Annotated in this window: 12 protein-coding genes; 9 read left to right on the forward strand and 3 right to left on the reverse strand. The window is 58.6% G+C overall.

What is annotated here, in order from left to right:
* Nucleotides 1-189 precede the first annotated feature (189 nt).
* The 9 genes from J3P89_RS24295 to J3P89_RS24335 all read left to right on the forward strand — a co-directional run bounded on the left by J3P89_RS24295 (nucleotide 190) and on the right by J3P89_RS24335 (nucleotide 12,809).
* Nucleotides 190-1,791, forward strand: coding sequence for an ABC transporter substrate-binding protein (locus tag J3P89_RS24295; protein ID WP_434695881.1), 1,602 nt, complete (start codon nucleotides 190-192; stop codon nucleotides 1,789-1,791).
* 255 nt (nucleotides 1,792-2,046) lie between these two features.
* A complete protein-coding gene (locus tag J3P89_RS24300; protein WP_434695882.1) occupies nucleotides 2,047-3,672 on the forward strand; it encodes an ABC transporter substrate-binding protein in 1,626 nt (541 codons plus the stop codon).
* Nucleotides 3,673-3,977: 305 nt separating this feature from the next.
* On the forward strand, nucleotides 3,978-5,579 hold the full coding sequence (locus tag J3P89_RS24305; protein WP_434569832.1) for an ABC transporter substrate-binding protein: 1,602 nt from the start codon (nucleotides 3,978-3,980) through the stop codon (nucleotides 5,577-5,579).
* Between the two features lie 171 nt (nucleotides 5,580-5,750).
* The gene (locus J3P89_RS24310; RefSeq protein WP_434673518.1) at nucleotides 5,751-7,172 is read left to right on the forward strand and encodes an OprD family porin; all 1,422 of its coding nucleotides are present in this window, start codon (nucleotides 5,751-5,753) and stop codon (nucleotides 7,170-7,172) included.
* Nucleotides 7,173-7,247: 75 nt separating this feature from the next.
* Nucleotides 7,248-8,843, forward strand: a complete 1,596-nt coding sequence (locus J3P89_RS24315; protein ID WP_434695884.1) for an ABC transporter substrate-binding protein — start codon at nucleotides 7,248-7,250, stop codon at nucleotides 8,841-8,843.
* 74 nt (nucleotides 8,844-8,917) lie between these two features.
* Complete coding sequence (locus J3P89_RS24320) at nucleotides 8,918-9,928, forward strand: ABC transporter permease subunit (RefSeq protein ID WP_305496852.1); 1,011 nt, start codon at nucleotides 8,918-8,920, stop codon at nucleotides 9,926-9,928.
* Between the two features lie 10 nt (nucleotides 9,929-9,938).
* Nucleotides 9,939-10,850, forward strand: coding sequence for an ABC transporter permease subunit (locus tag J3P89_RS24325; protein ID WP_186613348.1), 912 nt, complete (start codon nucleotides 9,939-9,941; stop codon nucleotides 10,848-10,850).
* Between the two features lie 10 nt (nucleotides 10,851-10,860).
* Complete coding sequence (locus J3P89_RS24330; protein ID WP_434653691.1) at nucleotides 10,861-11,829, forward strand: ABC transporter ATP-binding protein; 969 nt, start codon at nucleotides 10,861-10,863, stop codon at nucleotides 11,827-11,829.
* Entirely contained in the window at nucleotides 11,829-12,809 is a 981-nt protein-coding gene (locus tag J3P89_RS24335; protein ID WP_305496858.1) for a peptide ABC transporter ATP-binding protein, read from the forward strand. The genes J3P89_RS24330 and J3P89_RS24335 overlap by 1 nt, the downstream gene beginning before the upstream one ends.
* Nucleotides 12,810-13,046: 237 nt before the next feature.
* Here the strand turns inward: J3P89_RS24335 and leuS are convergent, their stop codons facing one another.
* From leuS to J3P89_RS24350, 3 genes are all read right to left on the reverse strand, one after another.
* The gene (gene leuS, locus J3P89_RS24340; RefSeq protein ID WP_434695885.1) at nucleotides 13,047-15,506 is read right to left on the reverse strand and encodes a leucine--tRNA ligase; all 2,460 of its coding nucleotides are present in this window, start codon (nucleotides 15,504-15,506) and stop codon (nucleotides 13,047-13,049) included.
* Nucleotides 15,507-16,217: 711 nt separating this feature from the next.
* Nucleotides 16,218-16,469, reverse strand: coding sequence for a hypothetical protein (locus J3P89_RS24345; protein ID WP_434569836.1), 252 nt, complete (start codon nucleotides 16,467-16,469; stop codon nucleotides 16,218-16,220).
* Between the two features lie 288 nt (nucleotides 16,470-16,757).
* Nucleotides 16,758-18,341 (reverse strand): peptide chain release factor 3, encoded by a 1,584-nt coding sequence (locus tag J3P89_RS24350; protein WP_434626148.1) that lies wholly within the window; start codon nucleotides 18,339-18,341, stop codon nucleotides 16,758-16,760.
* Between the last annotated feature and the right edge of the window lie 196 nt (nucleotides 18,342-18,537).

Here is an 18,537-nt window from a genome sequence, read left to right on the forward strand (position 1 = left end):
CCCGCCCCGAAAAAGCAATATCAAAATAGTGGCGCGATACTAGATAGCCATTATTTCGGCGTCAATTAAATATTGATGAAAAGCGCGGTATGCCCAAACCCACGGGTCATCCTCACTTTTAGATATTTCCTACGCGCCCGCCGCACCCGCTACCCTTCAGAAAACCGTCATCAAGCCCTAAGGGATTTCATGGACAGAACCACCTTCAAGCCCCTCTTGCTCACGCTCGCCCTGATCAGCGGCGCCCCACTGGCCCAGGCCGCGACCACCCTGGTCTATTGCTCCGAAGCCAGCCCCGCCGGCTTCGATCCCAGCCAATACACCAGCGGCACCGACTTCGATGCCTCGGCCGAAACCGTCTTCAACCGCCTCACCCAGTTCAAGCGCGGCGGCACCGAAGTCGAGCCCGGGTTGGCGTCAAGCTGGGACGTATCCGCCGATGGCCTGGCCTACACCTTCCACCTGCGCGAGGGTGTGAAGTTTCATACCACCGACTATTTCACCCCGAGCCGCGACTTCAACGCCGACGACGTGCTGTTCACGTTCCAGCGCCTGCTCGATCCGCAACATCCGTTCCGTCAGGCCTACCCCACCGAGTCGCCGTATTTCACCGACATGGGCCTGAACACCACGATCAAAAGCGTCGAAAAGATCGACGAGCACACCGTGCGCTTCAGCCTGAACAACGTCGACGCCGCATTCGTGCAGAACCTGGCGATGAGTTTTGCCTCCGTGCAGCCCGCCGAGTACGCAGCGCAGCTATTGAAGGAAGGCAAGGCCGGCGAACTCAACCAGAAGCCCATCGGCACCGGGCCGTTTGTGTTCAAGCGCTATCAGAAGGATTTGCAGATCCGCTACGCCGCCAACACGGCGTACTGGAAACCCGAGGACGTTAAGCTCGACAACCTGATTTTTTCCATCACCCCGGACGCCGCCGTGCGCCTGCAAAAGCTCAAGCGCGGCGAATGCCAGGTCAGCGGTTATCCGCGCCCGGCCGACATCGAAGTGATGGAGCAGGACCCGAACCTGCGCGTGCTCAGGCAGCCCGGTTTCAACCTGGGTTTCCTCGCCTATAACGTGACGCATTCGCCGCTGGACCAGCTCAAGGTCCGTCAGGCACTGGACATGGCCATCGACAAGCCGGCGATCATCAAGGCTGTGTACCAGAGCGCCGGGCAACTGGCGCAGAACGCCCTGCCCCCGGCCCAATGGTCGTTCGACCCGGCGATCCAGGACGCGCCCCATGACGTGACCAAGGCCAAGGCGCTCCTCAAGGAAGCAGGGGTTGCGCCCGGTACAACCATCGATTTATGGGCAATGACGGTGCAGCGCGCCTCCAACCCCAATGCGCGAATGTCTGCGCAAATGATCCAGCAGGACTGGGCCAAAGTTGGCATCCAGGCCAACATTGTCAGCTACGAATGGGGCGAGTACATCAAGCGCGCCAAGAATGGCGAACACGACGCGATGATCTACGGCTGGACCGGCGACAACGGCGATCCAGACAACTGGCTCGGCGTGCTGTACAGCTGCGCGGCGGTCAAGGGCAGCAACTACGCCAAGTGGTGCGACCCGGCCTACGACCGGCTGGTCCAGCAGGCCAAGGTCTCGACCGACCGCCAACAACGCATCGACCTGTACCGCCAGGCGCAGAAAATCCTCAAGCAGCAGGTGCCCATCACGCCCATCGCCAACTCGACGGTGTTCCAGCCGATACGCAAGGAAGTGGTGGATTTCAAGCTCAGCCCGTTCGGGCTTACACCCTTCTACGGCGTGGGTTTGAACAAGTAAAACCCGCCCCAGGCCGGTGCGTTGCAGCCTCGCAGCGCACCGGTACGGAGCGCCGCTTGCCCCAAAAAAACCTGCGCAAACGTTCAAATGCGTCAAAAGTTATAAAGATGCGACATTAAGGTACGTACGTGCCACTGTTTCAGACTTGAAACCGCTCTGGATCTTGCATTGGGTATGGGGCCTGCATAAGTATCCGCAGGACGACTCACGAGGTCGCCCTCAAATCCAAAAATGACAACAAATCATGAGGCCAACATGCTTAAACACGCGGTCATTCCGTTTTTAGTCGGCGCAGGCTTGTTAGCCAGCGCTCCTTTCGCTTCCGCCGCGACTAACCTGGTGTTCTGCTCCGAAGGCAGCCCGGCCGGTTTTGACCCTGGTCAGTACACCACCGGAACCGACTTCGATGCCTCTGCAGAAACCATGTTCAACCGCCTGACCCAGTTTGAGCGCGGCGGTACCGCCGTGATTCCTGGCCTGGCCACCAAGTGGGACATTTCCGAAGACGGCCTGACCTACACGTTCCACCTGCGTGACGGCGTCAAGTTCCACACCACCCCGTATTTCAAGCCGACCCGTGAATTTAATGCCGATGACGTGCTGTTCACGTTCAACCGCATGATCAACAAGGACGATCCGTTCCGTAAGGCGTACCCAACCGAATTCCCGTACTTCACCGACATGGGGATGGACACCAACATCACCAAGGTCGATAAAGTCGACGACCACACCGTCAAGTTCACCCTCAAGGATGTCGACGCCGCGTTCATCCAGAACCTGGCCATGAGCTTCGCCTCGATCCAGTCCGCCGAGTACGCCGCCCAGCTGCTCAAGGACGGCAAGCCTGCCGACATCAACCAGAAGCCGATCGGCACCGGCCCGTTCGTGTTCAAGAGCTACCAGAAAGACTCCAACATCCGTTACACCGGCAACAAGGACTACTGGAAGCCTGAAGACGTGAAGATCGACAACCTGATCTTCGCCATCACCACCGACCCGTCGGTGCGTATCCAGAAGCTGAAGAAGAACGAGTGCCAGATCACCCTCTTCCCACGCCCGGCCGACCTCAAGGCCCTCAAGGACGACAAAGCGCTGAAGATGCCTGACCAGGCGGGTTTCAACCTGGGTTATGTAGCTTACAACGTGATGGAAAAAGTCAAAGGCGACGACAAGCCCAACCCGTTGGCTGACCTGCGCGTTCGTCAAGCCTTGGACATGGCTGTAAACAAGCAACAGATCATCGACTCGGTGTACCAAGGTGCGGGACAACTGGCGGTCAACGCCATGCCTCCGACCCAATGGTCCTACGACACCACCATCAAAGATGCCAAATACGACCCTGAAAAAGCCAAGGCTCTGCTCAAGGAAGCCGGTGTCAAGGAAGGCACAGAGATCGTTCTGTGGGCCATGCCGGTTCAGCGTCCGTACAACCCGAACGCCAAACTGATGGCGGAAATGCTGCAGAACGACTGGTCCAAGATCGGCCTGAAGGTCAAGATCACCAGCTATGAGTGGGGCGAGTACATCAAGCGCTCCAAGGGCGGCGAGAACCAGGCCATGATCATTGGCTGGAGCGGCGACAACGGTGACCCGGACAACTGGCTCAACGTGTTGTTTGGCTGCGACTCGCTGCAAGGCAACAACTTCTCCAAATGGTGCGACAAGAAGTTCGACGGCCTCGTCAAGGAAGCCAAGCGCACCACCGACCAGGCCAAGCGCACCGACCTCTACAAACAGGCGCAACACGTCCTCAAGGACGCCGTGCCGATGACACCTATCGCTCACTCGACGGTGTATCAACCCATGCGCGCCAACGTGCAGGACTTCAAGATCAGCCCCTTTGGCTTGAACTCCTTCTACGGCGTCAGCGTCAGCAAATAAAGGTAATCAACGGCGGCGTTTCCAACGTCGCCGTTGCTTTATCTGCCGAGACAAAGACTTGGAAATTGCCTACATCCAAAAGCACTGCGTACCACAGCAGTTGGTTTAGGACGTGTCGCCTTTTCCCACAAGTCTTTCAGGCATTACGCATTACCGCCTGGCACACGACTCATACCGTCGGGGCTGGAGGTTTTGCCAATCCTGCGGCAGCGCTGTTCACGCATTGGAATGAGCCCAGTGCCCCGGCCCGTCCCTGGAAGGGCACCGGTTCACTGTCAAACACCCCGAACGAGAGAGGGAGCGTCATGCGCCATACCTTGGTTTTATCCGCATTGCTGGGCACCGGCCTGCTGGCCGCTACATCCGCGGCCCAGGCTGCCGGCGGCAGCTTGGTGTTCTGTTCCGAAGGCAGCCCTGCCGGTTTCGACACCGCGCAATACACCACCGCGACCGACAACGATGCCGCCGAACCGCTGTACAACCGCCTGGCCGAGTTTGAAAAAGGCGCGACCAATGTCGTGCCGGGCCTGGCGACGAGCTGGGACATTTCCGAAGACGGCTTGAAATACACCTTCCACCTGCGCGAAGGGGTGAAGTTCCACACCACCGACTACTTCACGCCGACCCGGGATTTCAATGCCGACGATGTGCTGTTCACCTTCAACCGCATGCTCGATCCGCAGCATCCGTTTCGCAAGGCCTACCCCACCGAGTTCCCGTACTTCAACGGCATGAGCCTGAACAAGAACATCGCGAAGGTCGAAGCGACAGGACCGCTGACGGTGGTCATGACGCTCAACAGCGTGGACGCCGCATTCATCCAGAACATCGCCATGAGCTTCGCCTCGATCCTTTCGGCCGAGTACGCCGACAAGCTGCTCACTAGCGGCAAGCCGAGCGACATCAACCAGAAGCCGATCGGCACCGGGGCTTTCGAGTTCAAGAGCTACCAGAAAGACTCCAACATCCGCTACGTCGCCAACAAGCAGTACTGGGCGCCTGAGCGGGTCAAGCTGGACAACCTGATCTTCTCGATCAACACCGACGCGTCGGTACGGGTGCAGAAGCTCAAGGCCAACGAATGCCAGATCACCCTGCATCCACGCCCGGCCGATGTGCCTGCGCTGAAGAACGATCCCAAGCTGCAACTGATCGAGAAGCCCGGTTTCAACCTTGGCTATATCGCCTATAACGTTCGCCACAAACCCTTCGACCAGGTCGAAGTACGCCGGGCGCTGGACATGGCAGTGAACAAGCAGGGCATTCTCAACGCCGTGTACCAGGGCGCGGGACAACTGGCGCAAAACTCGATGCCGCCAACCCAATGGTCCTACGACGACACCATCAAGGACGCCCCCTACGACCCGGAAAAAGCCAAGGAGCTGCTCAAGGCCGCCGGGGTCAAGGAAGGCACCGAAATCACCCTCTGGGCCATGCCCGTGCAACGCCCGTACAACCCCAACGCCAAGCTGATGGCCGAGATGCTCCAGTCCGACTGGGCGAAGATCGGCTTGAAGGTGAAGATCGTCACCTACGAATGGGGCGAGTACATCAAGCGCACCAAGAACGGCGAGCACGACATCAACCTGATCGGCTGGACCGGCGACAATGGGGACCCGGACAACTGGATGGGCACGCTGTACAGCTGCGACGCCATTGGCGGCAACAACTACTCCCAATGGTGTGACCAGGACTACGACAAGCTGATCAAGCAGGCCAAGATCGTCACCGACCGCGAGCAGCGCACCGTGCTCTATAAACAGGCCCAGCAGTTGCTCAAGCAGCAAGTGCCGATCACGCCTATCGCCCACTCGACGGTCAATCAGCCGCTGAGTGCCAAAGTCGAAGGGTTCAAGGTCAGCCCCTTCGGTCGCAACGTCTTCTCGGGCGTCAGCCTGAACCCATAACCGTTTAGCCATGCAGCGAGGGCTTCCTTTGGAAGCCCTCCGCCAGCGTTTTGCCTTAATTCGCCGATCAAGCGCCTGGCAAACGTTTGCAAGCTGCAAATGAGTTGTAAACCAATAGCCGTATCACCGAAAAAGAACGGCATAAAAAAGAAAGAAAAAGGAGCGTTACCCATGAAACTGAGCAGCACCGCGATACTGGCCTTGGCCATCAGCAGCGTTACGGCCACGGCTTACGCTGAATCTGTCAGTCAGGAATTCGTTCCTACCGCGCTGGCCGACAGCAGCGCCCAAAGCGAAGCAAAAGGTTTCATCGACGGCCAAAGCCTGGGAGGCACGACGCGTAACTGGTACTCCAACGAGTTGAAACGCCGCGACGACCGATTCAGCTACAAGCCAAATAGCGTAAAAAATGACCCTACCGTGCCAGCGACGCCGATTGCTCGTCGTATCAACTGGGTCCAAGGCACCATCGTCAACTACACCTCGGGCTTTACCCAGGGCACCGTCGGCGTCAGCACCGAAGTCGCCGCCTACAACGCTATCGTGCTGGACCGGGATCGCAAGCACATCGCCGGTGGCTCCAACCGCACCCTGGCGGACTCCAACGGCGATGCCGTGGACCAGTGGAGCAAACTGGGCCTGGCCAACGCCAAGTTCCGCGTATCGAACACGACGCTGACCGCGGGTCGCCAGAATTTCAGTACGCCGATCATCGACGTCATCGGCAACCGTGCATTGCCTTCGAGCTTCGAAGGTATCAGCCTGCACAGTGAAGAATTCAACAACCTGTCGTTCGATCTGGCCGGCTTCGATCGCGTTTCGCCACGAACCGAGCAGAGCCTGTCGAAATTTCGCACCGAGTATTCCGCCACTGGCGTGGAAACCGACAAGGTCTATACCGCCGGCGTCAACTACCAGCCGTTTAAGAGCCTGAAAACCAGCCTGTATGGCGCCAAGGTCGAAGACTTCTGGAACCAATACTACTTCGGCGCCACCCATGAACTGGGCGATAGCCAGGTGCTCAGCCTGACCACCAGCCTGAATTATTACAAAACCGTCGACGAAGGCAAAAAACTGATGGGGAATATCGACAACGATACCTACTCCCTGTCCCTCGGCCTTGCTCACCAAGCTCACAGCCTGACGTTCTCCTACCAGGAAGTGAACGGCGACGAATACTTCGACTACCTGCACGAAACCAACGGCATCTACCTGGCCAACTCCTTGCTGTCCGACTTCAACAGCCCGAACGAGAAATCGTTCCAGATCGCCTACGGCCTGAACATGGCCGAGTACGGCGTGCCCGGCCTGAAGTTCAACATCTACCAGGCACGTGGCTGGGGCATTGACGGCACGCATTACCGTGGCACTGCCTACACCGATCCAGGTAAGCAGCGCGGCGACCTGAGCCTGATGGACGGCGAAACTCACTACGAATATGGCGTCGGCGCCTCCTACGCCGTGCAGAGCGGCCCGCTCAAGGCCACCGCGATTCGTGCGACCTACACCACACACCGCGCCAGCGAAAACCAGGCTGATGGCAACATCAACGAATTCCGCCTGGTCACCACCATCCCGTTCAACATTCTCTAACCTTTCCACCGACGGTCGACCCACAAGGTTGACCGTTCGGTTTTTTGCCGTTCAACCGATTGCAGAGGATTGACGATGAACATGAACCCCCTACGCGCCGCCATTGCCGCCGCACTGCTGAGTGTTGCCGTTGGCGCCACGGCCAAACCCCTGGTGGTTTGCACAGAAGCCAGCCCGGAAGGCTTCGACATGGTCCAGTACACGACTGCAGTCACCGCCGACGCCGTGGCCGAAACGATCTTTAACCGCCTGGCCGACTTCAAGCCCGGCACCACCGAAGTGATTCCTGCCCTGGCCGAGTCCTGGGACATCAGCGACGACGGCCTGACGTATACCTTCCACCTGCGCAAAGGCGTCAAGTTCCACACCACCGATTACTTCAAGCCGACCCGCGACATGAACGCCGACGACGTGGTCTGGAGCTTCCAGCGCCAGCTGGACCCGAATCACCCGTGGCACAAACTGTCGAGCGTGGGTTTCCCGTACTTTGAAAGCATGGGTTTCAAGGAACTGCTCAAGAACGTCGAAAAAGTCGACGAGCACACGGTCAAGTTCACCCTGACCCGCCGCGAAGCACCGTTCCTGGCCGACATCGCCATGGCGTTCTCCTCGATCTACCCGGCCGAATACGCCGACCAGTTGCTCAAGGCAGGCAAGGCCGGCGAGCTGAACAACAAGCCGATCGGCACCGGGCCGTTCATCTTCCAGCGCTACAACAAAGACGCCCAGGTTCGCTTCAAGGCCAACCCGGACTACTTCCGGGGCAAGCCGCCGGCCGATGCGCTGGTGCTGGCGATCGCCACCGATAACAATGTGCGCATGCAGAAACTCAAGACCAACGAGTGCCAGATTGCGCTTTACCCGAAACCGGACGATATCCCCGGCATCAAGAAAGACCCGAACCTGAAGGTCACCGAGCTGGATGCGATGACCGTTTCCTACACCGCCCTGAACACCAGCCACAAATACATGAGCGATGTGCGGGTGCGCAAAGCCATCGACCTGGCCTTCGACAAGGAAGCCTACGTCAACGCGCTGTTCGGCAAGGGCAACGCCACCGCCGCGGTCAATCCGTACCCGCCGACGCTGCTGGGTTACAACCACGACCTGAAGAACCCGACCCGCGACCTCGACAAGGCGCGCCAGTTGCTCAAGGAAGCCGGCGTGCCGGAAGGCACCGTGTTTACCCTGTTCACCCGCAACGGCGGCGGTCCGACCAACCCCAACCCGATGCTCGGCGCGCAAATGATGCAAGCCGACCTGGCGAAAGTCGGGATCAAGGTCGATATCCGCGTGATGGAATGGGGCGAAATGCTCAAACGCGCGAAAAACGGCGAGCACGACATGGTTTCCGCCGGATGGGCGGGCGATAACGGCGACCCGGATAATTTCCTGACGCCTATGCTCAGTTGCGAAGCCGCCAAGAACGGCGAAAACTACGCGCGCTGGTGCAACGAGAAATTCCAGGCGCTGCTCGACCAGGCACGCGCCACAGTGAACCCCGAGGAGCGCGCGAGGCTCTATGAGCAGGCCCAGGTGATTTTCAACCAGGACCAGCCATGGATCAGCATGGCCCACACCCGCATGTTCACGGCAATGCGCAAGAACGTAGAGGGTTATGTAATTAGCCCGCTCACCACTAACAACTTCGCCACCACCCAGGTGAAGTAGATAAGAAGACGCCCGGCAACCTTCACCAAAGGATTGCCGGGCACGCCTAACCGGCTGATGAGGTACACCTGAAGATGTTTAGTTTTATTGCCCGCCGACTGGGATTACTGATTCCCACGTTCTTCGGCATCACCTTGCTGACCTTCGCGTTGATTCGCATGATCCCCGGCGACCCCGTGGAAGTGATGATGGGCGAACGTCGGGTCGATCCCGAAATGCATGCTCAGGCAATGGAACGCCTTGGCCTGAACAAACCGCTGTATGCCCAGTACCTGGACTACATCGGCAAACTGGCCCAGGGCGATCTTGGCGAATCGCTGCGCACCCGTGAAAGCGTATGGACCGAGTTCAGCTCACTGTTTCCCGCGACCCTGGAACTGTCCCTGGCCGCGCTGCTGTTCGCCGGTATCCTCGGCCTGCTGGCCGGGGTGATCGCGGCACTCAAGCGAGGATCCCTGTTCGACCATGGGGTGATGGGCATCTCCCTGGCGGGGTATTCGATGCCGATCTTCTGGTGGGGCCTGATCCTGATCATGTTCTTCTCGGTGTCCCTGGGCTGGACACCGGTGTCGGGACGGATCGACCTGCTCTACGACATCGAGCCGAAAACCGGCTTCATGCTGATCGACACGCTGCTGGCCGATGAGCCGGGCGCGTTCCTCGACGCGTTGCATCACCTGATCCTGCCGGCCATCGTGCTGGGCACCATTCCGCTGGCGGTGATCGCCCGCATGACCCGTTCCTCGATGCTCGAAGTGCTGCGCGAGGACTACATCCGCACCGCCAAGGCCAAGGGCCTGTCGCCATCGCGCGTGGTGTTCGTGCACGGCCTGCGCAACGCGCTGATCCCGGTGTTGACCGTGGTCGGCCTGCAAGTCGGCACGCTGCTGGCCGGCGCGGTCCTGACCGAAACGATCTTCTCCTGGCCGGGCATCGGCAAGTGGTTGATCGAAGCCATCGGCGCCCGGGACTATCCCGTGGTGCAGAACGGCATCCTGTTAATCGCCTGCCTGGTGATTCTGGTCAACTTCGTCGTGGACATCCTCTACGGCTTTGCCAACCCACGTATCCGTCACCAGCGCTGAGATCAAGACCATGAGTACTCCAACTACCGCGGTAGCAGTCGATCAAAGCCTGCTGTACCCGTCCCCGTACAAAGAATTCTGGCAGGCGTTTTCCCGTAACAAGGGCGCCGTCGCCGGGCTGCTGTTCATGATCCTGATCGTGTTCTGCGCACTCTTCGCCCCGTGGGTCGCGCCGCACGACCCGAGCGAGCAATACCGCGACTTCCTGTTGACGCCCCCGGCGTGGCTCGAAGGCGGGCAGATGCAGTTTCTGCTGGGCACCGACGAACTGGGCCGTGATTTGCTCTCGCGCTTGATCCAGGGTTCGCGGCTATCGCTGCTGATCGGCTTGTCGTCGGTGGTGATGTCGCTGATCCCGGGCATCCTGCTGGGGCTGTTCGCCGGGTTCTTCCCGCGCATCCTCGGCCCGACCATCATGCGCCTGATGGACATCATGCTCGCCCTGCCCTCGCTGCTGCTGGCCGTGGCGATCGTCGCCATCCTCGGCCCTGGCCTGATCAACACCGTGATCGCCATCGCCATCGTCTCGCTGCCGTCCTACGTGCGCCTGACCCGCGCCGCCGTGATGGGCGAGCTGAACCGCGACTACGTGACCGCCGCCCGCCTGGCCGGTGCCGGCCTGCCGCGCCTGATGTTCATCACCGTGCTGCCCAACTGCATGGCACCGCTGATCGTCCAGGCGACCCTGAGCTTTTCCTCGGCGATCCTCGACGCCGCCGCCCTGGGCTTCCTCGGCCTTGGCGTGCAGCCACCAACCCCTGAGTGGGGCACCATGCTGGCCTCGGCCCGCGACTACATCGAACGCGCCTGGTGGGTCGTGAGCCTGCCCGGCCTGACCATTTTGCTCAGCGTGCTGGCAATCAACCTGATGGGCGACGGTCTGCGCGATGCGCTGGACCCGAAACTCAAGAATGCCGCCTGAGGAGATTCCCATGTCATTGCTAGAAATCAAGAATCTCAACGTCCGCTTCGGCGACGCCACCGCCGTGCCGGTGGTCGACGGCCTGGACCTGAGCGTAGACAAAGGCGAGGTCCTGGCGATCGTCGGCGAATCGGGCTCGGGTAAATCCGTGACCATGATGGCGCTGATGGGCCTGATCGAGCACCCCGGCATCGTCACCGCCGACGCGCTGAACTTCGACGGCAAGAACATGCTCAAGCTGAGCAACCGCCAGCGCCGGCAGATCGTCGGCAAGGACCTGGCGATGGTTTTCCAGGACCCGATGACCGCGCTCAACCCCAGCTACACCGTGGGTTTCCAGATCGAAGAAGTGCTGCGCCTGCACCTGAAGCTGTCCGGCAAGGCCGCCCGCAAGCGCGCCATCGAACTGCTGGAAAAAGTCGAGATCCCGGGCGCCGCCAGCCGCATGGATGCCTACCCGCATCAACTGTCCGGCGGCATGAGCCAGCGCGTGGCGATTGCCATGGCGATTGCCGGCGAGCCAAAACTGCTGATCGCCGACGAACCGACCACCGCTCTGGACGTGACCATCCAGGCGCAGATCATGGACCTGCTGCTGGCCCTGCAGAAAGAGCAGGACATGGGCCTGGTGCTGATCACCCATGACCTCGCCGTCGTGGCTGAAACCGCCCAGCGCGTGTGCGTGATGTACGCCGGCCAGGCCGTGGAAGTGGGCCAGGTGCCGCAGCTGTTCGACATCCCGGCCCACCCGTACAGCGAAGCACTGCTGGCGGCGATTCCGGAGCACAGCATGGGCGCCGAGCGTCTGGCGACGTTGCCGGGGATCGTGCCCGGTCGCTACGACCGCCCGCAAGGCTGCCTGCTGTCGCCGCGCTGCCCGTACGTGCGCGACAACTGCCGCCAGGAGCGCCCTGCGCTCGATCCGAAATCCAACAGCCTCGCCCGCTGCTTCTACCCGTTGAACCAGGAGGTGGCGTGATGGCCGTCGTACTTACCGCCCGTGACCTGACCCGTCATTACGAAGTGTCCCGTGGCATGTTCAAGGGCCATGCGACCGTGCGCGCCCTCAACGGTGTGTCGTTTGAACTGGAAGCCGGCAAGACCCTGGCCGTGGTGGGCGAATCCGGTTGCGGCAAATCCACCCTCGCCCGGGCCCTGACGCTGATCGAAGAGCCGTCCGCCGGTTCCTTGAAAATCGCCGGCCAGGAAGTGGCCGGCGCCAACAAGGCCGAGCGCAAGCAACTGCGCAAAGACGTGCAGATGGTCTTCCAGAGTCCTTATGCGTCCCTCAACCCGCGGCAGAAAATCGGTGATCAACTGGCCGAGCCGTTGCTCATCAACACCAACCTCTCGGCCACCGAGCGTCGCGACAAAGTCCAGGCGATGATGAAGCAGGTGGGCCTGCGCCCCGAGCATTACCAGCGCTATCCGCATATGTTCTCTGGCGGCCAGCGCCAGCGCATCGCCCTGGCCCGCGCCATGATGCTGCAGCCCAAGGTGCTGGTGGCGGACGAACCGACCTCGGCGCTGGACGTGTCGATCCAGGCGCAGGTGCTGAACCTGTTCATGGACCTGCAACAGGAGTTCAATACCGCCTACGTGTTCATCTCCCACAACCTGGCGGTGGTGCAGCACGTCGCCGACGACGTGATGGTGATGTACCTCGGCCGCCCGGTGGAAATGGGCCCCAACGAGTCCATCTACAGCCGCCCATTGCACCCCTACACCCAGGCGCTGCTGTCGGCCACCCCGACCATCCACCCGGACCCGAACAAGCCGAAGATCAAAATCGTCGGCGAACTGCCCAACCCGCTCAACCCACCGTCCGGCTGCGCCTTCCACAAGCGCTGCCCGTACGCGACCGAGCGTTGCAAGACCGAAGAGCCGGCGCTTCGCCCGTTGGATAACCGATTGGTGGCGTGTCACTACGCCGAGCGGTTTCTCGACGGCGCGGCGTAAGGCTAAAAGGCAGCAAAGCACTTAAGGCAAGAAAGCCTTTGTGGCGAAGGAGCTTGCTCCCGCTGGGCCGCGAAGCGGACCCTCCTTTTGGGCCTGCTGCGCCCGAAGCGTCGGACCGGTCCAGCGGGGCCAAGCTCCCTCGCCACAGGAAATAAAAAAACCCTCCAGACCGACTCGGGCTGGAGGGTTTTTATGCAGGGCATCTACGTCTGGCTGTCGCTCTCTGCATCCTCATCGTCATCCCCGGGCCTCATGAGTGCAAAGAAAGTTAACAACCTTATTTGGCACAAATATCACCTTGGTTACTGCGCACCCTTCGAGGGCCTTGATAACCTTGCTTCGAGCCAAATCGACGTCAACCGACTCCTCGCCTGTCCCTTCCGTTAGGTCATCCACATACTTGCCGTTGATATAGATCCGCGTCGCCTTGATCGGACACACTCGAACCTGAGGCCAGGGTTCAGAGTCGATAGTGTTGTAGCCCAAACGCTCCCAAATTTCAGAGCAGACATGAGGAGCAAACGGGAACAGGGCCTTTACGAAATCAGCGCCTATTTGCTCAAGAAAATACCCCTTGTACTTCTCGGCCTGATTCATGAATTCCATAAACGCAGCAATCGCGGTATTAAAATTCAACGTCTCGAAGGACGCATCGACCTTGGACAGGGTTTTTCCCCACAAACTCTCCAGCGGATGCTGATCCGAAGCCGCGGATTCATTGCGCGTAGCTTCGGATTCAGGACCATCGAAAAAAATACTCAGTACCCTATTGAGGAAGCGCTCACACCCCTTTATCCCTTTGATGTCCCACTTTTTATTCTGCCCGAGCGGCCCCATGAACATCATGTAGATCCGGAAAGTGTCAACGCCGTAATCACGAATGATGTCATCAGGAACGACGACGTTGAGAAGGGATTTCGACATTTTGGTATTGAAAGCTTGCAACTCGTGACCGCTATTTTTCAGCCAATACTTACCTACGCGATACTCGGCGTCATCTACGGCCACGATGCGACCGGTTCCATCCTTGAAGGCATCAGCCGTCACCAATCCTTGGTTATAAAGCGTCTTGAAGGGCTCATCAAAATTCACCAGACCTACATCAAACAGGACCTTGTGCCAGAATCTGGCATAGAGCAGATGCATGGTCGCATGGGCTGAACCGCCCATATAAAGGTCGACCTGTTGCCAATACTCCATACTTTGTGCGGAGAACGGCTCGGCGTCATTATGGGGGTCCATGAACCGCAAGAAATACCAGCACGAGCCGGCCCATCCGGGCATGGTGTCCGTGACCCGGTAGAGCGGGTCACCCGCCGCATCACAGCAGTTCACCCACTCTTGTGCACGTTGCAAAGGGCTCGCGCCATCGGCACCGGGGCAGAAGTTCTCGACTACCGGCAATTCGATTGGCAGCTCGTTAGGGCTGGCAGCAATAAGCTTACCGTTACCGTCTCGATACAGTGGGAAAGGTTCGCCCCAATAGCGCTGTCGTGAGAACAACCAATCGCGCATCCGGTAACGCACTTTACGAGTGGCACAATGATCATCGATGAGGTTTGCTTCAATCCGCTCCCGAGCCTCGTGTCTTGAGAGGCCGCTAAAACTTGCGGAGTTTCTGAGGACGACCTGTCCATCCGCCTCATCGAGCACGGACAGGTGCGATAAGCCGAAGAGCTGGCACAACGCTGCAGCTTTGGGATCGGTCTCAGGGACAGAGAATATCGCCTGTTCTTTTCCATCGAACGCCAGGTAGTTGACGACATAAATAGGCAGAAATGCGCCCGTCAATGGATGAGATACATGGCGATCTAAAGACAGGCCGTCCACTGTCATCTTCGGATCCTGCAACGCGGCGATCCTGGCAGAAAGATCACTGTCACGACCCTGACACAGTTCTTTCACATAGGGATGTTCAGTGCAGAGGAACACGGCGTTGCTGCCATACAGTGTTTCGGCCTCTGAGGTGTACAACGTTAAGAGCTGGGCGGCGTCCTCACGCGTCAGCAAATCAATTTCAATACCCTCTGTGCGCCCGATCCATTCTCGCTGCATTTTTTTGACTGATTCAGGCCAGTCGAGTCGATCCAGGTCGGCTAATAACCGCTCAGCATATTCAGTGATCTTGACTACCCACTGCTTCAGCGGCTTTTTGATGCAAGGGTGATCACCCCGCTCAGAGCGACCATCGATAACTTCCTCATTGGCGAGAACTGTTTTAAGTGCCTCGCACCACCAGACATTTTCCTCCTTCTCATACACCAAGCCACGCTCGTAGAGTTTTAGAAAGAGAAATTGCGTCCACTTATAGTATTTGACATCAGAGGTGTCGATTTCTCGACTCCAATCGTAGCTTAACCCCATCAGCTTCAGTTGGCCCTTGAAGTTTTTGCAGTTTATCTTGGTGATTTCTGCAGGGTGCGTGCCAGTTTTTATTGCGTATTGTTCCGCCGGCAAACCGAACGCATCCCAGCCCATAGGGTGCAATACATTAAACCCTTCCATTCTTTTTCTACGGGCGACGATATCGGCTCCAATATAACCGACAGCATGCCCTACATGCAGGCCATTCCCAGAAGGGTACGGGAACATATCCAAAACATAATAGGGAGGCTTGCTACTGACGTTATCAGCGGCAAATGTATTGTCTTCCATCCAGCGCTGCTGCCACTTACTTCTAAACTGATCGTTATCCATGATCGATTCTCGCGCCTTTCCAAAAGCTATAGGAGTTAACTTATGCGAAAAATAAGAACGGCAAATTCGATCGCCATCTCGTGCAGAGGAACTTTTCCTGCGTTATAGGAGATATCTTAGCCTCGATCCATTCTATAGTTTTCAAATTTTTCCAGCGGCAGGAACTTTAGCAATCGAGAACGACAGCCATATGTATAGTAGGCTCTCTAAATTCTCGCCCAGCTAAATTGTAACGCAATACAATCAGTTCCTGACTGAAGGAGCTCGCGGAGGGATACCTGAGTAAATATGCCCCCCTAACTGACTTAAATATCCGCTAACGTTGCGTTTCGTCGACATGAACTTTCATATCGAAGCTAGGCGCCGGACTGCGGATCACTTTGTTTCCTGCACGCTCCAGTCACCGTCATTGCGCTGCACCTTGCGTGTACGCTTGGCGGTACAACTGTAACCAATGCGGTGCAAAAACAGATAGCTTTAAATGCTTGGTCATCAATGCGAAAAGAATGAACCTACAAGCAGTTAGGAAGATTCTTACAGATAGAACTTATAACGGGGACACAAGCAGGATTTTATATTTCAGACATATAATGAAAAATTATGCGGAGCACAAAAATCGACTACCCATGGGCGGGGCAACCACACCCTGGCCAGGGAAATAAAAAAACCCTCCAGACCGACTCGGGCTGGAGGGCTTTTTATGCAGGGCATCTACGTCTGGCTATCGCCCTCTTCATCCTCATCGCCATCCGGCGTGTCGATTGGCGAACCATCATCATCCTCGCCATCGTCCGGATCGCCTGCGTCCGCATCGGTCGCGGCAAGCATCAACTCGCCTTGAACCACCGAGCCACTCGACGCGTGCTTCTCGTGCTCATCGCATTCGGCCCATGCAGCGGTGGAACCGAGGGACAGCATCACCAACACCTTTAGAAAAAACATCATGCGCAGCAGCTTATTCATAGCCAATTCCTTCTTTACCGGATAAAGCCGGGGCCGACGGTGCTCAGGAAACACTGTTCCGAACAGACCGGTTCATCAGATAGGACGCCACGGAACAGCCAGAAATGCCGCTGCCATAAAGATTGGTTTCGAATAAGGTTTATTCCCAAACCCAATAACACCAAAAGGTCCAATGTGGGAGCGAGCCTGCTCGCGAAGAGGCCCGCAGATCCGACATCCAGGCAAGCTGACCCACCGCTTTCGCGAGCAGGCTCGCTCCCACAGGTTTCCGGTTTCGACGCTTGGGGCTTAGTGATGCTCGCGCGTCGCGCGGAATTTCACATCTGGCCAGCGCTCTTCCATCAGCGCGAGGTTGACCCGTGTTGGCGCCAGGTAGGTCAGGTGGCCGCCGCCGTCCAGCGCGAGGTTTTCCACGGCCTTGTTGGAAAATTCCTCGAGTTTTTTCTTGTCGTCGCATTCAATCCAGCGGGCGGAGTAGACGGTGATCGGCTCGTAGGAGCACTCGACTTTGTATTCCTCTTTCAGGCGACTGGCGACGACGTCGAACTGCAGCACACCGACGGCGCCGAGGATGATGTCGTTGCTGCGCTCCGGGAAGAACACCTGGGTGGCGCCCTCTTCGGCCAACTGCTGGAGGCCCTGGCGCAGTTGCTTGGATTTGAGCGGATCCTTCAGGCGTACCCGGCGGAACAGTTCCGGGGCAAAGTGCGGGATGCCGGTAAAACCCAGGGCTTCGCCTTCGGTGAAGGTGTCGCCGATCTGGATGGTGCCGTGGTTGTGCAACCCGATGATGTCACCGGCGAAGGCCTCTTCCAGTTGCTCGCGCTCCGAGGAGAAGAAGGTCAAGGCGTCGCCGATACGCACGTCCTTGCCGGTGCGCACGTGGCGCATCTTCATGCCCTTCTCGTACTTGCCGGAGCAAATGCGCATGAAGGCGATACGGTCGCGGTGCTTGGGGTCCATGTTCGCCTGGATCTTGAACACGAAGCCTGCGAATTTCTCTTCCACCGGCTCCACGGTGCGCTCGTTGGCAACGCGTGGCAGCGGACGCGGGGCCCAGTCGACGACGGCGTCGAGCACATGGTCGACGCCGAAGTTGCCCAGGGCGGTCCCGAAGAACACCGGAGTCAGTTGGCCGTCGAGGAATTCCTGCTGGTTGAATTCATGGCAGGCGCCCTGCACCAGCTCCAGCTGCTCGACAAAACGCTCGTATTCGTCGCCCAGGTGCGCGCGGGCCTCGTCGGAGTCGAGCTTTTCGATGATCTTGGTTTCGGTGCGCTCATGACCGTGGCCGGCGGTGTAGACGATGATGTAGTCGTCGGCCAGGTGGTAAACGCCCTTGAAGTCGCGGTAGCAACCGATCGGCCAGGTGATCGGCGCGGCCTTGATCTTCAGGACCGCTTCGATTTCGTCGAGCAGTTCGATCGGGTCGCGAATGTCGCGGTCGAGCTTGTTGATGAAGCTGACGATCGGCGTGTCCCGCAGACGGCAGACGTCCATCAGCGCGATGGTCCGTGGCTCGACGCCCTTACCGCCGTCGAGGACCATCAAGGCCGAGTCCACCGCGGTCAGGGTGCGGTAGGTGTCTTCGGAGAAGTCTTCGTGGCCCGGGGTGTCGAGCAGGTTGATCATGTGCTCGCGATATGGGAACTGCATGACCGACGTGGTAATGGAGATACCCCGCTGCTTTTCCATCTCCATCCAGTCGGAGGTGGCATGGCGGTCGGACTTGCGGGATTTCACCGTGCCGGCCACCGCAATCGCCTTGCCCATCAGCAAGAGCTTTTCGGTGATGGTGGTCTTACCGGCATCGGGGTGGGAAATAATGGCGAAAGTGCGGCGTTTCGCGACTTCGGCGGCCTGTTTGGTCATGGGAAATCGCCTGGCAGGTGATTCAAAAAAGGGCGGCGATTATAGCTCAACTTGTGCCAGGAACCGAACCGTTGAGCACATCAAGGGTGGCCAGATGCTGCCGCACATGGGAACCTTTTGCCACGTGGAGGCGTCCACCACCCTGATACGAGCAACCGTCAGGGGCTGAAAAATCAGCAAGTTAGCCTGACGAGGC

The sequence above is a fragment of the Pseudomonas sp. Z1-14 genome, from assembly GCF_051132005.1.
Lineage (GTDB): Bacteria > Pseudomonadota > Gammaproteobacteria > Pseudomonadales > Pseudomonadaceae > Aquipseudomonas.

Excerpts from the sequence above, each read along its gene's own strand:
- J3P89_RS24295 (WP_434695881.1), top strand. The coding sequence starts at position 190 with ATGGACAGAACCACCTTCAAGCCCCTCTTGCTCACGCTCGCCCTGATC.
- J3P89_RS24300 (WP_434695882.1), top strand. The coding sequence starts at position 2,047 with ATGCTTAAACACGCGGTCATTCCGTTTTTAGTCGGCGCAGGCTTGTTA.
- J3P89_RS24305 (WP_434569832.1), top strand. The coding sequence starts at position 3,978 with ATGCGCCATACCTTGGTTTTATCCGCATTGCTGGGCACCGGCCTGCTG.
- J3P89_RS24310 (WP_434673518.1), top strand. The coding sequence starts at position 5,751 with ATGAAACTGAGCAGCACCGCGATACTGGCCTTGGCCATCAGCAGCGTT.
- J3P89_RS24315 (WP_434695884.1), top strand. The coding sequence starts at position 7,248 with ATGAACATGAACCCCCTACGCGCCGCCATTGCCGCCGCACTGCTGAGT.
- J3P89_RS24320 (WP_305496852.1), top strand. The coding sequence starts at position 8,918 with ATGTTTAGTTTTATTGCCCGCCGACTGGGATTACTGATTCCCACGTTC.
- J3P89_RS24325 (WP_186613348.1), top strand. The coding sequence starts at position 9,939 with ATGAGTACTCCAACTACCGCGGTAGCAGTCGATCAAAGCCTGCTGTAC.
- J3P89_RS24330 (WP_434653691.1), top strand. The coding sequence starts at position 10,861 with ATGTCATTGCTAGAAATCAAGAATCTCAACGTCCGCTTCGGCGACGCC.
- J3P89_RS24335 (WP_305496858.1), top strand. The coding sequence starts at position 11,829 with ATGGCCGTCGTACTTACCGCCCGTGACCTGACCCGTCATTACGAAGTG.
- leuS (WP_434695885.1), bottom strand. The coding sequence starts at position 15,506 with ATGGATAACGATCAGTTTAGAAGTAAGTGGCAGCAGCGCTGGATGGAA.
- J3P89_RS24345 (WP_434569836.1), bottom strand. The coding sequence starts at position 16,469 with ATGAATAAGCTGCTGCGCATGATGTTTTTTCTAAAGGTGTTGGTGATG.
- J3P89_RS24350 (WP_434626148.1), bottom strand. The coding sequence starts at position 18,341 with ATGACCAAACAGGCCGCCGAAGTCGCGAAACGCCGCACTTTCGCCATT.